Consider the following 13,574-nt stretch of genomic DNA (forward strand, 5'->3'; position numbering starts at 1 on the left):
CCCTGTCTACCAGTCCGTCCCGCCGCCCCTCCGTGCACTTCCGCGGACGTGCACGGGCGCCCGGACCTCGCGGAGCGCGCCCGTCAGTGCAGGTGGCGCTGCCAGTCGGCGGGCACCCGGCCGGCCGGCCCCGGTGCCGGCTGGCTGATCGGGTGCGAGGTCGGCGGCGCGAGCTGCAGGCCCTCGCCGAACTGCTCGGCGCCGTAGTCCCAGGACCAGTCCTCGCCGGGCTCGTAGCTCTGCGCGATCCGGTGCCCGGTGTCCGCGGCGTGCGCGGAGGCGTGCCGGTCCGGCGAGGAGTCGCAGCAGCCCACGTGGCCGCAGGCGGCGCAGCGGCGCAGGTGGAACCACCAGCCGCCGGTGGCGTCGCACTCGACGCAGCCGGTGCCGCTGGGCGGCACGCTCGGGTCGACCTGGCTCATCGGGTCCTCCTCGGGCCGGCTCGCTGCGGCCGTCTCGTCGTCGCGACGTCGTCATGCAACTGCCTCGGTCCGCCGCGGGGAAGAGCGCACGGCCTCCCGGGTTGCGAACCGGCGGCTGACGGGTAGCGGCGCGGCATGGCCGGTCCCGGGGACGACGTCACCCTCACCTTCGGCGGCAACGCGACGACGCTGCTGCGGCTGGGCGGCTTCACGCTGCTCACCGACCCGAACTTCATCGGGCGGGGGCAGCGCGTCTACCTCGGCAAGGGCCTGTGGGCCAAGCGCCTGACCGACCCGGCGATCCTGCCCGACGACCTGCCCGACCTCGACGCCGTCCTGCTCTCGCACCTGCACGGCGACCACTGGGACCGGATCGCCTACGCGACCATCGACCGCGAGACGCCCATCGTCACCACCCAGGCCGCGGCGCGGGCGCTGTCCTCCCGCGGGTTCCGGGCGACGGCGGACCTGCGCCCCTGGCAGGTGCACGAGATCGGCGGGGACGGCGAGACGCTGCGGATCACCTCGGTTCCCGGCGTGCACGGGCCCGGGCCGCTGGCGAGGGTGCTGCCGCCGGTGATGGGCAGCGTGCTCGAGCTGTACCGCGGCGGCGAGGTCACCTGGCGCGGCTACGTCACCGGGGACACCCTCTACCGGCCGTGGCTGGGTGAGGTGCTGCAGCGCTGCGGGCCGCTGGACACCGTGATCGCGCACCTGGGCGGGACGAAGGCGCTCGGGATCACCGTCACGATGGACGGCCGGCAGGGGGCCGACCTGGTGGAGCTGCTCGAGCCGCCGGTCACCGTGCCCGTGCACTACGACGACTACGACCGGTTCGCCTCGCCGCTCGGCGACTTCGTGCGCGAGGTCGCCGAGCGGCGGGTGCCCGGTGAGCTGCGGACCGTCTCGCGCGGGGAGACGATCTCGCTGCGCGCCTGACCCGGCGGGCCAGCACCTCGTCGAGGCGCGCTCAGCGCGCCAGCACCTCGTCGAGGCGCTCGTAGCCCTGCACGACGCCGACCTCCATCCCGCCGGCCAGCATCGCGTCGCGGTCGGCGAAGGAGTCGCACAGCGAGGTGGTGGTGAGCCGCGTGCGGCCGTCGCCGAGGTCCTCGAGCACGAGCTTCTCCAGGGCGACGCCGTCGGGCATGCCCTCGAAGGTGAAGGTCTGCACGATCAGCTCGTCGGGGCGGACGTCGTGGAAGCAGCCGCGGAAGGCGTACTCACCGTTCGCGTCGCTGTGCACGTAGCGGTAGGAGCCACCGGGCCGGCAGTCGTAGTGGTCGATCCGCATCTCCAGCCCCCGCGGGCCGAGCCACTGCACGACCAGGTCGGGGTCGGTGTGCGCGCGGAACACCTTGCTCGGCGGCGCGTCGAACTCGCGGGTGATGCGGATGAGCGGCACCTGGGGGTCGGCCTCGATGCGGGTCTCGCGGGTGCTGGTGGTCATGACGGGTTCCTTCCCTGCGCGGTGGGTGGGGTCTCGTCGTCCGGCATGGACCGGAGGACGTCGTCGAGGCGGCGGTAGCGCTCCTCGGCCTGGCGCCGGTAGCGCTCGATCCACTTCGTCATCAGGTCGAACACCTCCGCCTCCAGGTGGACCGGGCGGCGCTGGGCCTCCCGGCTCCGGCTGACCAGGCCGGCGTCCTCGAGCACCCGCAGGTGCTTGGAGACCGCCTGCACGGTCACGTCGTAGGGGGCGGCGAGCTCGCCGACCGTCGCGTCACCGACCGCGAGCCGGGCGACCATGTCGCGCCGCGTCGGGTCGGCCAGCGCCGCGAACACCCGGGAGAGCGGATCTGCCGCCACCGCGACCTCCTTCTTCAACTCTTTGGTTGAGTAAGACGGTACGGCGTCGTCCGCACCTCGTCAACCGTTCGGTTGCAGATCCCAGGAGCCCGGCGGGGAGGCGGGGAGGTCGAGGTCGGCGACGACGCCGAAGTGGTCGCTCGCCCAGACGCCGCCGACCGGCTCGTCGAGCACGCGGGCGCACGAGCGGACCTGCAGCGTCGGTCCGTGGATGCCGCTGCGCACGAGGACGACGTCGATGCGCCGGCTGACGGCGGTGGCCACCTCGCCGGCCCGCACCAGCGGGTTGCGCGCGTCGAAGGTGGGCCCGGGGTCGCCGGGGTGCACGGTCTCCCACGCGTCCTGGAAGCAGACGCTGGCGCCCTCGAGCGACGCGCGGCCGCGCCAGAACCGCATGCTGGCCGCGTCCGGCGGCGCGTCGAAGTCGCCCAGGACGACGACGTGGTCCGCACCACCGGCCAGGCGCTCGAGCGCACGAGCGGCGGTGAGGGCTCCCCGGTCAGCGCACTGCGGCGCTCCCAGTCCGGATCGGCCGGGCCGAGCACGTTCATGGTCAGGACCCGGAGGGACGCTCCCACACCGGCAGTCAACCGCCGCGGGGCCCGGCCCTCCAGCCCCGGTCGCACGCGGGTCCTCCCCCGGTGGGACGTGCGGCCTCCGGGCAGATCGTCCCGGCAGCCGACGCCGGGAGAGGGCCGCCGGCCCGAGGCTCGTCCCGCGACCGCCGGGTGGCGCGACGAGGGGAGAGCACGGTGGCCGGCACGGCGGCGAAGATGGTCCTGGGCACGTTCACGGGGACGGTGGCGGTCACCGCGGCCGCGGTGGCCGGCCTGCTGGTGACGATGCCCGCGGGCGTGCACGGGTTCGGCGCCATGGTGGCCGAGCTGCAGGGCCACACCGACACCAGCGACGCCGGCACGGCCGCGCAGGCGCCGGAGGGGGCGGTGCCGTACTGGACCCGCGCGGTCGGCGCCGACGTCACCGTCGTCCGGCCCGGGGAGGCCTACGGCGACGACGACGGCAGCGTGCGCGCGGACATGGACCTCGCCCCCGGCACCGGGCTGCCCGCCGCCTGCACGCCGCTGCCGCACCCAGGCATGCCCTGGGACGGCGGCGGCCCGTGGCCCGACCTCACCGGCGAGCAGGCGGTGCTGTGCGAGGGCTGGGTGACCGTCGTCGTCGACGGCCACCTCTACACCTGGACCGGCTCCGACCCGCAGGCCTGAGCGGGCGCCGTCCTGGCTCACCGTCACGCGTCCCGGCTCACCGCCGACGCCGAGCCGGGACGCAGCACGATCAGGTCACCTGATCGTGCTGCCGGGCGTCAGCCGGCCAGCCGCGCCGCGCGCTCGGCGACCTCGGTGCGCAGCGCCCCGGCGTCGACGGTGGTGACCGCGCCGTCGGCGACCACCTGCCGGCCGCCCACCCAGACGTCGCGGACCAGCCGCGAGGCGCCGGACCAGACCAGGTGGGTGAGCAGGTCGGCGTCGTCCCCGACCGGCTCGAAGCCCAGGTCGCGGGTGTCCACGTGCACCAGGTCGGCCCGCCGGCCGGCCTCGACCTGCCCCAGGTCCGGGCGGCCGATCGCCGCGGCAGCCGCGCCCGTGGCCAGCCAGTACGCCTCCGCGGCGGTGAGCGCGGTGGCGGAGGACCCGCGCAGCCGGGCCAGCCCGGCCGCCAGGCGCACGTCGGCGAGCAGGTCCAGCCCGTCGTTGGAGGCCGGCCCGTCGGTGCCCAGCCCCACCCGGATGCCGCGGTCGAGCATGTCCCGCACCCGCGCGATGCCGCTGGCGAGCTTGGCGTTGCTGGCCGGGCAGTGCGCGACGGCGACGTCGTACTCGGCCCACAGCTCCAGGTCGCCGTCGTCCATGTGCACGCAGTGCGCGGCCAGCACCCGTCCGCCCAGGACGTCGTGCGCGGCCAGCAGCGAGGGCACCGACAGCCCGTGCGCGGCCAGCAGGTCGGCGCCCTCGCCGGCGGTCTCGGCCACGTGCAGGTGCAGCAGCAACCCGTGCTCGCGGCAGAGCTCCGCGGCGCGGCGCAGCAGGGGCAGCGGCACGGTGTAGGCCGCGTGCGGGCCGAGGCCGTACTCGACGACGCCGTCGTCACCGGCGCGGGCGGCCAGGTCGACCGCGGCGGCCATCTGCTCCTCCAGCGGCGGCATCCCGGGCAGCGGCACCATCGGCGCGGCGACCACCGCACGGGCGCCGGTGGCCCCGACCGCCGCGGCGATCCGCTCCGCGGCGAAGTACATCTCGACGCTGGTGGTGACCCCGCCACGCAGCATCTCCGCCGAGGCGGCGGTCATCGCCACCTCGACGTCGTCGTCGGTCAGGCGCGACTCCCGCGGCCACATCACCTCACGCAGCCAGCGGTCCAGCGGCAGCCCCTCGCCCTGGCCGCGGAACAGCACCATCGGTGCGTGCGAGTGGGTGTTCACCAGCCCGGGCGTGAGCAGGCCGGGCAGCGCCACGACGTCGGCGTCCCCGGCCGGTGGGGCGTCGGAGGCCGGCCCCGCCCACGCGATCCGCCCGTCCTCGACGTCCACGACGGCGTCGGGGACGACGGTGCCCGCCCGGTCCCCCACGACGACGGCCCGGGCGGTGAGGCGCTGACGCATGGCGGCACGCTAGCCCCATCCGCCCCGGCCGTCCGGCCGACGTGCAGGCAGTGCCCAGGGGCCGCCCGTACCGTGGGAGCCATGTCCTTCCTGGCCGCCGCCTCGTCCGACCAGGGCGGGCTCACCGCCTGGCTGCTGTCCCTCGTCGACTCGCTGGGCCCGATCGGCGTCGGCTTCAGCATCCTGCTGGAGACGGTGATCCCGCCGATCCCGAGCGAGGCGGTCCTCGGTGCGGCCGGGGTCCTCATCGACAGCCCGTGGGCGTTCGTGGCCGTCGTCGGGGCCGCGACGATCGGCTCGATCCTCGGGGCGGTCTTCTTCTACTACATCGGCCGGGCGCTCGGGCCCCGGCGTTCGCACGCCTTCCTCGACCGGCTCCCGCTGGTGGAGACCGCCGACGTCGACAAGACCTTCGCCTGGTTCGAGCGGCACGGCCGCTCGGCGGTGTTCTTCGGCCGCATGGTGCCGATCGTGCGCAGCTTCATCTCGGTGCCCGCCGGCGTCGTGCGGATGCCGTTCGGCCAGTTCGTCCTCTACTCCGCCGCCGGCAGCCTGATCTGGAACGCGGTCCTCGTGACCCTCGGCTGGCTGGCCCGCGACTTCATCGAGGCGAACCTGCACTACCTGGACTACGTCGTGGTCGCCGTCGTCGTCCTCGCCGTGGCCTACCTGGTCTACAAGCGGGTCAAGGACATCCGCCACCACCGCCGCCGGCAGACCACCGCCGGCCGGACCCAGGACGTCCGCGGGACCGGCGACCGCCCCGCGTGAGCCGCCCCGAGGTCGTCGCCTTCGACGTCAACGAGACGCTGCTGGACCTGTCTCCCGTGGGCGCGGCGCTCGTCGAGCACGGGCAGCCGGCCTCGCTGCTGGCCACCGTCTTCGGGCGGACCCTGCACACCGGCGCCGCCGCCACCGTGGCCGGCGTCTGGCTGTCCTTCCGCGCGGCCTTCGACTCCGCGCTCGCTCAGCTCACCGACCTGTCCGACGGCGACCGCGCGCGGGTGGCCGACGCGTTCCTCGAGCTGTCCCCGCACCCCGACGTGGAGCCCGCGCTGCGCCGGCTGGCGACGGCGGGCGTCCGGGTGGTGACGCTCTCGCACGGCTCCCCCGGCGTGGCCGAGGCGGGGCTGGAGCGCGGCGGGATCACCCCGCTGGTGGAGCGGACGCTGACCAGCGAGTCGGTGCGGGCGTGGAAGCCCTCGCGGGAGGCCTACCTGTGGGCCGCCGGCGCGTGCGGTGTCGCTCCCGGCGGCATGGCGCTGGTGGCCGCGCACGGCTGGGACGTGCTGGGTGCCGAGCGGGCCGGGCTGACCGGGGCGTGGTTCCCGCGCACCGAGCGGGTCTACCCGCCGGGCCTGCCCGCGCCGGCCGTCGTCGCGCCGGACCTGGCGGGCGCGGTCGACGCCCTCCTGGCCCGGTGAGCTCACCCGCGCTGGTCAGCACCCCGCTCGGCCCGGCGGCGGTGCACGCCCACGGCCCGGTCGAGGGCGCCCGCGGCACGCTGGTGCTGGGCCACGGGGCGGGCGGGGGCGTCGGCTCGGCGGACCTGGTCGCCGTCACCGGCACCGCGGCCGCGGCCGGCTGGCGGGTGCTGCGGGTCGAGCAGCCGTGGCGGGTGGCCGGCGGGCGGATCGCGCCCGCCCCGCCGCGGCTGGACCTCGCCTGGACCGCCGTCCTCGAGGCCCTGCGCACCGGCGGCGCGCTGACCGGGCCCCTCGTGCTGGGCGGCCGCAGCGCGGGCGCCCGCGTGGCCTGCCGGACGGCGACCGCGCAGGGGGCCGACGGCGTGCTGGCGCTGGCCTTCCCGCTGCACCCGCCGGGGCGCCCCGAGCGCAGCCGCGCCGCCGAGCTCACCAGCGCCGGCGTGCCGCTGGCCGTCGTCCAGGGCGGGACCGACGCCTTCGGCCGGCCCGCGGAGGTCCTCGCCGCGCTGGACGGCGTGGCGACGGCGACCGTGCTCGCGGTGCCGGGCGACCACTCGCTGGAGCGGGCGCCCGACGCGGTGGCCGCTGCCGCGCTGGGCTGGCTGGAGGACCTGCTCAGCCGTTGATCGTCGGGTCGTTGCCGCTCCCGGCGGCGTGTCCGCGCGTGTCGGCGGCAACGAGCCGATGATCGACGCGAGCTCAGCGACGGCGGCGCCGCCGGACGGCCAGCACGAGCAGCAGCAGGACGGCGCCGACCCCGGCGGCGGGCGCGGCGTAGCGGGCGAGGGCGGCACCGCCGGCCACCTCGAGCAGGTCGATCGGCTCGGGCTCGGCCACGGGCTGCCTGCGCACCGTCTCCGCCGTGCCGGTCGGGGTGCTGCGCGGCGGGGCACCGGTGGCCGGCCGGCTCGGCGGCGCGGTGTTGCCCGACGGCGGTGTGCTCGGCGCCCGGCCCACGGCCGCGACCGGGGCGGTGGGCGGCGCCGCCGGCGCGGTGTCCGAGGCCGCCGGCGCGGTGTCCGAGGCCGCCGGCGCGGTGTCCGACGCGGCCGGGGCGCCGCTGCCCACGGCGGTGATCGAGACGGTGTCGGTGGCGCCCGTGGCGGCGATCGGCGCGGTGATCGGCGCGGTCTCCGTGGGCGGCGGGGCGGCCGCGGCGGCCTTCTTCGCGGCCTGCTTCCTCGCGGGCTTGCCCGAGGCGGAGTCGGAGGCCGACGCCGCGGCCTTCTTCGCCGCCGTGCCGGCCTGGCGCACCTTCTCCGCGACGACGTTGTCGCCGGGCACCTGCTCCACCGACGCCGCCACCTCCTCCACGACCCCCGTGGCGGTGGCGGCAGCCGAGGCGGCGGCGCTGTCGGCCCGCTCGGCGTCGCCCTGCGCGTCGCCCTCGCCCAGCTGGGCGGCGAGCTTGTCGGCGAACTGGCCGAGCAGCTTGTTGCCGACGTCGGTCATCACGCCGCGGCCGAACTGGGCCGGGCGGCCGGTGATGTTGAGGTCGGTGAGGACGTCGACCCGCGTGGTCGGGCCCTCACCCTGCAGCTTCGCGGTGATCGTGGCCGTGGCCGTCCCGTTGCCCCGCTGGTCCTTGCCGCGGGCGTCGATGACGGCGCGGTGGGCGGCCTCGTCCTTCTCGATGAACGACGCCTTGCCCTGGTACGTCAGGTTGATCGGGCCGAGCTTGACCTTGACCCGGCCGGTGAAGTCGTCACCGGTGACCGAGTCCAGTGCGGCACCGGGCATGCAGGGCGCGATCCGCTCGATGTCGAGCAGCACCCGCCAGGCCTCGTCGACGGGCACGGGGACGGTGAAGGAGTTCTCCAGCTGCACGGTGCGACCTCCGGGGTGGGAACGGACCTCGGCCGGTCCGCCCGGGAGGGCGGGCCGGCCGAGGGGACGGGCGGAGCCGGGGTTGGGTCGGAACCTACAACCCGGCGGCGGCGATGACCGCCCGGCGGGTCAGCACCTGCGCGAGGTGCTCGCGGTAGTCGGCCTGGGCGTTGAGGTCGCTGCTCGGGCTGGTGCCCTCGGCCGCCGACCGCGCCGCCGCGGCCACCGAGTCCGGGGACGCCGCGGCACCGGCCAGGGCGGCCTCGGTGGCCGAGGCCCGCAGCGGGGTCGGGCCCATGTTGGTCAGCCCGATCCGCGCCTCGGCGATGGACCCGTTCTCGCGCCGGACCGCCGCGGCGACCGCGACGATCGACCACGCCTGCGCCACGCGGTTGAACTTCTCGTAGCGCACGCCCCAGTCGCCGGCCAGCTTGGGCACCCGGATCTCGACGAGGATCTCGCCCTCGTCCAGCGTCGTCGTGAGGTAGTCGACGAAGAACTCGCGGGCGGGCACCGTCCGGCGGCCGTTCGGCCCGGCGACGACCATGTCGGCGTCCAGGGCGAGCGCCACCGCCGGCAGGTCCCCGGCCGGGTCGGCGTGCGCGAGCGCGCCGCCGAAGGTCCCGCGCCGGCGGGTCTGCCGGTCGGCCACCGTCTCCGTCGCCTCGGCGATCAGCTTCGCGTACTGCGCGACGAGCGGGTCGGTGACGATCTCGGCGTGCGTGGTCATCGCGCCGATGACCAGCGCGTCGCCGTCGTCCCGCACGCCGCGCATCTCGGCGACCCGGCCGAGGTCGACGACGGTCGACGGCGCGGCCAGGCGCAGCCGCATGACCGGGATGAGCGACTGCCCACCGGCCATGATCTTGACGTCCTCACCGCCCTCCGCGACCGCCTGCAGGGCCTCGTCGACGGTGGTCGGCCGGGCGTACTCGAACGCGGCGGGGATCACGGCTCCACTCCTTCGTCGTGTCGGCAGATCACCGGTCGCCTCCCAGGGACGACTGCGGGGTCGAGACACCGGCGGTGGTCTCGGTCTGGGCGCCGCCGTAGGCGTTGGACCCGGCCGTGGCCCGGTCGCCGCCGTCGCCGCCGTGGTGGAGGGCCCGCCAGACCCGCTCCGGGGTCAGCGGCATCCGGATGTCCTGCACCCCGAGGTGCCGGACGGCGTCGAGCGCGGCGTTGACCACCGCCGGCGTGCTGGCGATGCACCCGGCCTCGCCCACGCCCTTGGCGCCGATGGGGTTGCCCGGCGCCACGTGCACGGTGTTGCCCGTGTCGAAGTGCGGCAGGTCCGCGGCCGAGGGGACCAGGTAGTCCACGAAGCTGCCGGTGGTGAGGTTGCCGTCGGCGTCGTAGACGGCCTCCTCGTACAGCGCCTGCGCGATGCCCTGCGCCAGGCCGCCGTGCACCTGCCCCTCGACGATGAGCGGGTTGACGATCGTGCCGACGTCGTCGACGCAGGCGTACTTGCGGATCTTCACGAACCCGGTCTCGGTGTCGACCTCCATGGCGCACACGTGCGTGCCGTGCGGGAAGGAGAAGTTCACCGGGTCGAAGGTCGCGTCGGCGTCGATCGACGGCTCGACGTCCTCCGGGTAGTCGTGCGCCGCGAACACGGCCAGCGCGATCTCCTGGATCGACAGCGCCGTCCCGGGGGTGCCGCGGACGGTGAACTTCCCGTTCGAGAAGTCCAGGTCGTCCTCGTTGGCCTCGAGCAGGTGCGCGGCGACCTTGCGCGCCTTGGCGATCACCTTGTCGGCGGCCTTGACCACCGCGGTGCCGCCGACGACCAGCGAGCGCGAGCCGTAGGTGTCCATGCCCTTCGGGGCGACGGCGGTGTCGCCGTGCAGGACCTCGACGTCCTCGAACGGCACGCCGAGCTGGTCGGCGACCAGCTGGCTCCACGCCGTCTCGTGACCCTGCCCGTGCGGCGTCGAGCCGGTGACCACCTCGACCTTGCCGGTGGGCAGCATCCGGATCGACGCCGACTCCCAGCCGCCCGCGCCGTAGGACAGCGAGCCGAGCACGCGGGAAGGCGCCAGGCCGCACATCTCGGTGAAGGTGGAGAAGCCGATGCCCAGCTGCACCGGGTCGTTCGACTCGCGGCGGCGGCGCTGCTCCTCGCGGAGCTCGTCGTAGCCGAGGAGCTCGAGGGCCTGCTGCGTGGCGGTGTCGTAGTCGCCGCTGTCGTACTCCAGGCCGGCCACCGTGGTGAACGGGAACTCCTGCGACTGGATCCAGTTCCTGCGCCGCAGCTCCAGCGGGTCCATGCCCAGCTCGACGGCGAGCTCGTCCATGATCCGCTCGATGGCGAAGGTGGCCTCGGGCCGGCCGGCGCCGCGGTAGGCGTCGGTGGGCACCTTGTTGGTGAACACGCCGTCGCACTCGAAGCGGTAGGCCGGGAACTTGTAGATGCCCGGGAACATGAAGGCGCCCAGGGCCGGCACGCCCGGCGTGATCAGCCGCAGGTAGGCGCCCATGTCGGCGAGGATCCGCACGCGCAGGCCCGTGACGTCGCCCTCCCGGGTGGCGGCGACGTCGACGTACTGGATCTGGTCGCGGCCGTGGTGGGCGGCCATGAGCGACTCGCTGCGGGTCTCGGTCCACTTGACCGGCTTGCCGAGGCGCCGCGCCACGAGCAGCGCGATGACCTCCTCGGGGTTGACCTGCAGCTTGCCGCCGAAGCCGCCGCCGACGTCGGGGGCGACGACGCGCAGCTTGTGCTCCGGGACGCCGGTGACCATCGCCAGCATCACCCGCAGCACGTGCGGGATCTGGGTGGCCGACCACATCGTGAAGTTGTCGCCCTGCGGCTGGACGACGACCGAGCGCGGCTCCATGAACGCCGGGATCAGCCGCTGGTTGACGAACCGCCGGCTGACGACGACGTCGGCGTCGGCGAACGCCTGCTCGGTGTCCCCGCCCGTGCCGGCCTCGCCGGCGTCGAAGACGAAGTGGTAGCTGGTGTTGGAGTCGATGTGGTCGTGGCAGAGGTCGGCCTCGTGCTTGACCGCCTCCTCCATGTCGAGGACCGGCGGCAGCAGGTCGTAGTCGACGTCGACCAGCTCGATCGCGTCGGCGGCCGCCGACCGCGACCGGGCGATGATGACGGCGACGGCCTCGCCGACGTGGTTGACCTCGTCGACGGCGATCGAGGGGTGCCCGGGGTTGACCATGTCCGCGGTGACCGGCCAGGCGCAGGGGATCGAGCCCTGCTCCTCGGCGAGGTCGCGGCCGGTGAGGACGGCGACGACGCCCGGCGCCTGCTGAGCGGCGCTGACGTCGATGTTGGCGATCTTGCCGTGGGCCACGGGGCTGCGGACGACCGACATGTGCAGCATCCCGGGCAGGACCATGTTGTCGGTCCAGGTGGTGCGCCCGGTGATGAGGCGGGCGTCCTCCTTGCGGCGGCGGGCCTTGCCGACCTCGCGCTCCGGCGCGACCTCGGCGGTCGCCGGGTCCTCGGTGACGGTCACGACTGCGCTCCCAGCGTGTCGGAGGAGCCCGCCATCTCACCGGCGGCCTGCTGCACCGCCCGGACGATGTTCTGGTAGCCGGTACACCGGCAGAGGTTGCCCTCGATGCCCTCGCGGACCTCGGCCTCGCTCGGGTTCGGGTTCTCCTTGAGCAGGTCGATCGAGGCCATGATCATCCCGGGCGTGCAGAAGCCGCACTGGAGCCCGTGCATCTCGTGGAAGGCCTTCTGCACCGGGTGCAGGTCGCCCTGGCTGCCGATGCCCTCGATCGTGGTGACCTCGGCGCCGTCGGCCTGGACGGCGAAGACCGTGCAGGACTTCACGGCCTGCCCGTCGAGGTGGACCGTGCACGCGCCGCAGTTGCTGGTGTCGCAGCCGACGACCGTGCCCACCTTGCCGAGGGCCTCGCGCAGGTGGTGGACCAGCAGGGTCCGGGGTTCCACCTCGTCGGTGTAACCCACTCCGTCGACCCGCATGCTGACCTGGGTCATGGATCCTCCGCTCCGTTGCAGGGGGCGAGTGCGCCCGGTGTCACGGGCGCTCTTGCGGCGGAGTCTGTCAACGGCGGAGTGACTTAGGCCACGCTTACCTGTGACCCGCGAGGGGTCACGACCGCATCAGCGGCGGATCGTATGCGCGTCCTCCGCAGGCGCGGAAGAGGTCCCGGGGCGTGGGTCCGCACGGCGGAGGTTGCACCCCCGTTGCAGCGGCCGGAGAGGGACGTCCCTCAGGCGGCGACGGCGCGCAGCTCGCGCCGCCGGAGCAGCGCGCTGGCCAGGAGCGCGACCAGGCCGAGGGCCGCCAGCCCCACGCCGACCAGGCTGGGCGCGGTGTAGCCGAGCCCGGCGGCGATGACCACGCCGCCGAGCCAGGCGCCGAGGGCGTTGGCGGCGTTGAGCGCGGAGTGGTTGAGCGCGGCGCCGAGCATCTGCGCCTCCCCGGCCACCTCCATCAGCCGCAGCTGCAGGCAGACGACGAGCGTCGAGGCGCTGAGCGCGAGCAGGAAGATCCCGGCGAGCAGGGTGGGACCGGTGGCGGCGGCCGGCCCGATGAGGGCGAGCAGCACCGCGACGGCGACCAGCGCGCCGGTCAGCGAGCGGAACAGCGCGACGTCGGCCAGCCGCCCGCCGAGGGCGGTGCCGGCGACGCCGCCGACGCCGAAGGCGAGCAGCACCCACGGCACGGCTCCGCGGGAGAGCCCGGTGACCTCGGTGGTGAGCGGCGCGACGTAGCTGTAGACGGCGAACATGCCGCCGAACCCGACCGTGGCCACCACGAGGGTGAGCAGCACCTGCGGCCGGCGCAGCGCACCCAGCTCGGCGCGCACCGTGGCGTCCCGGTCGCCGCGCGAGGAGGGCACGACGGCGAGCACGGCGGCCACGGTGAGCGCGGCGAGCACGACGACCGCCCAGTACGCCGACCGCCAGCCCGTCGTCTGCCCCAGCCAGGTGGCCGCGGGGACTCCGGCGACGTTGGCCACCGCCAGGCCGAGCATCACCGTGCTCACGGCCCGGCCCCGCAGCGCGTCCGGGACCAGCGACGCGGCGACCAGCGAGGCGACGCCGAAGTAGGCGCCGTGCGGCAGGCCGCTGACGAACCGGGCGAGCAGCAGGGTGGTGGAGCCCGGCGCCAGCGCGCTGAGCGCGTTCCCGGCGAGGAAGGCGGCCATCAACCCGACGAGGAGGGCGCGGCGCGGCAGCCGGGCGCCGAGCGCGGCGATCACCGGCGCGCCGACGACGACGCCGAGGGCGTAGGCGGAGATGACGTGCCCCGCCGTCGGGATGTCCACCCCGACGCCGCCGGCGATGTCGGGCAGCAGGCCCATCGTGACGAACTCGGTGGTGCCGATCGCGAACCCGCCCAGCGCGAGCGCGACGAGCGCGACGGCCACCCGCGGGGTGGCCAGGGTCGTGGTCGCGGGAGCCGGGGGGACGGCGGTGCGGGCACTCACGTAGCCGTGCCAAGGACCCGGCGGCCGTGCGCTATTCCG

At 75.2% G+C, this 13,574-nt stretch carries 14 protein-coding genes and 1 pseudogene; 5 read left to right on the plus strand and 10 right to left on the minus strand.

Going from position 1 to position 13,574, the window contains the following annotated elements; translation table 11 throughout:
• Nucleotides 1-83 precede the first annotated feature (83 nt).
• A complete protein-coding gene (locus HLV61_RS14250; protein WP_369256503.1) occupies nt 84-422 on the minus strand; it encodes a UBP-type zinc finger domain-containing protein in 339 nt (112 codons plus the stop codon).
• A gap of 135 nt (nt 423-557) precedes the next feature.
• On the opposite strand from HLV61_RS14250, the gene HLV61_RS14255 reads away from it, so the two are divergent.
• Nucleotides 558-1,361 (plus strand): MBL fold metallo-hydrolase, encoded by an 804-nt coding sequence (locus HLV61_RS14255; protein ID WP_369256505.1) that lies wholly within the window; start codon nt 558-560, stop codon nt 1,359-1,361.
• 31 nt (nt 1,362-1,392) lie between these two features.
• On the opposite strand, the gene HLV61_RS14260 is transcribed toward HLV61_RS14255, so the two are convergent.
• The 3 genes and pseudogenes from HLV61_RS14260 to HLV61_RS14270 form a co-directional block, all read right to left on the minus strand.
• Nucleotides 1,393-1,872 carry an SRPBCC family protein gene (locus HLV61_RS14260; protein WP_369256507.1) on the minus strand — a complete coding sequence of 160 codons (480 nt, stop codon included), beginning with the start codon at nt 1,870-1,872 and terminating at the stop codon, nt 1,393-1,395.
• Nucleotides 1,869-2,231, minus strand: coding sequence for an ArsR/SmtB family transcription factor (locus HLV61_RS14265; RefSeq protein WP_369256509.1), 363 nt, complete (start codon nt 2,229-2,231; stop codon nt 1,869-1,871). The genes HLV61_RS14260 and HLV61_RS14265 overlap by 4 nt, the downstream gene beginning before the upstream one ends.
• A 60-nt stretch (nt 2,232-2,291) precedes the next feature.
• Nucleotides 2,292-2,960: pseudogene (locus tag HLV61_RS14270) on the minus strand (endonuclease/exonuclease/phosphatase family protein); the annotation flags it as partial.
• Between the two features lie 23 nt (nt 2,961-2,983).
• Here HLV61_RS14270 and HLV61_RS14275 point away from each other — a divergent pair.
• Entirely contained in the window at nt 2,984-3,457 is a 474-nt protein-coding gene (locus HLV61_RS14275) for a hypothetical protein (RefSeq protein WP_369256511.1), read from the plus strand.
• Nucleotides 3,458-3,555: 98 nt separating this feature from the next.
• Here HLV61_RS14275 and HLV61_RS14280 read toward each other — a convergent pair whose 3' ends face one another.
• On the minus strand, nt 3,556-4,851 hold the full coding sequence (locus HLV61_RS14280) for an amidohydrolase family protein (protein WP_369256512.1): 1,296 nt from the start codon (nt 4,849-4,851) through the stop codon (nt 3,556-3,558).
• 81 nt (nt 4,852-4,932) lie between these two features.
• Between HLV61_RS14280 and HLV61_RS14285 the strand changes: the two genes are divergently transcribed.
• The 3 genes from HLV61_RS14285 to HLV61_RS14295 are packed head-to-tail and all read left to right on the plus strand — an operon-like array spanning nt 4,933 to nt 6,904.
• Nucleotides 4,933-5,622, plus strand: coding sequence for a DedA family protein (locus tag HLV61_RS14285; RefSeq protein ID WP_369256514.1), 690 nt, complete (start codon nt 4,933-4,935; stop codon nt 5,620-5,622).
• Nucleotides 5,619-6,275 (plus strand): HAD family hydrolase, encoded by a 657-nt coding sequence (locus HLV61_RS14290; protein ID WP_369256515.1) that lies wholly within the window; start codon nt 5,619-5,621, stop codon nt 6,273-6,275. Before HLV61_RS14285 ends, HLV61_RS14290 begins: the two co-directional genes overlap by 4 nt.
• Nucleotides 6,272-6,904: an alpha/beta hydrolase family protein gene (locus tag HLV61_RS14295; protein ID WP_369256517.1), complete on the plus strand. Its 633-nt coding sequence runs from the start codon at nt 6,272-6,274 to the stop codon at nt 6,902-6,904. The genes HLV61_RS14290 and HLV61_RS14295 overlap by 4 nt, the downstream gene beginning before the upstream one ends.
• A 73-nt stretch (nt 6,905-6,977) precedes the next feature.
• On the opposite strand, the gene HLV61_RS14300 is transcribed toward HLV61_RS14295, so the two are convergent.
• From HLV61_RS14300 to HLV61_RS14320, 5 genes are all read right to left on the minus strand, one after another.
• The gene (locus HLV61_RS14300) at nt 6,978-8,105 is read right to left on the minus strand and encodes an SRPBCC family protein (protein WP_369256519.1); all 1,128 of its coding nucleotides are present in this window, start codon (nt 8,103-8,105) and stop codon (nt 6,978-6,980) included.
• Between the two features lie 94 nt (nt 8,106-8,199).
• Nucleotides 8,200-9,057 carry an FAD binding domain-containing protein gene (locus HLV61_RS14305; RefSeq protein WP_369256521.1) on the minus strand — a complete coding sequence of 286 codons (858 nt, stop codon included), beginning with the start codon at nt 9,055-9,057 and terminating at the stop codon, nt 8,200-8,202.
• A 28-nt stretch (nt 9,058-9,085) separates the two neighbouring features.
• Nucleotides 9,086-11,584: a xanthine dehydrogenase family protein molybdopterin-binding subunit gene (locus tag HLV61_RS14310; protein WP_369256523.1), complete on the minus strand. Its 2,499-nt coding sequence runs from the start codon at nt 11,582-11,584 to the stop codon at nt 9,086-9,088.
• Nucleotides 11,581-12,075 (minus strand): (2Fe-2S)-binding protein, encoded by a 495-nt coding sequence (locus HLV61_RS14315; RefSeq protein ID WP_369256525.1) that lies wholly within the window; start codon nt 12,073-12,075, stop codon nt 11,581-11,583. Before HLV61_RS14315 ends, HLV61_RS14310 begins: the two co-directional genes overlap by 4 nt.
• 236 nt (nt 12,076-12,311) lie before the next feature.
• Nucleotides 12,312-13,535, minus strand: a complete 1,224-nt coding sequence (locus tag HLV61_RS14320; protein ID WP_369256527.1) for an MFS transporter — start codon at nt 13,533-13,535, stop codon at nt 12,312-12,314.
• Nucleotides 13,536-13,574: the final 39 nt, after the last annotated feature.

Origin of the sequence: Geodermatophilus amargosae (assembly GCF_041028265.1) — a bacterium.
In the GTDB taxonomy this organism is placed as follows: domain Bacteria; phylum Actinomycetota; class Actinomycetes; order Mycobacteriales; family Geodermatophilaceae; genus Geodermatophilus; species Geodermatophilus amargosae_A.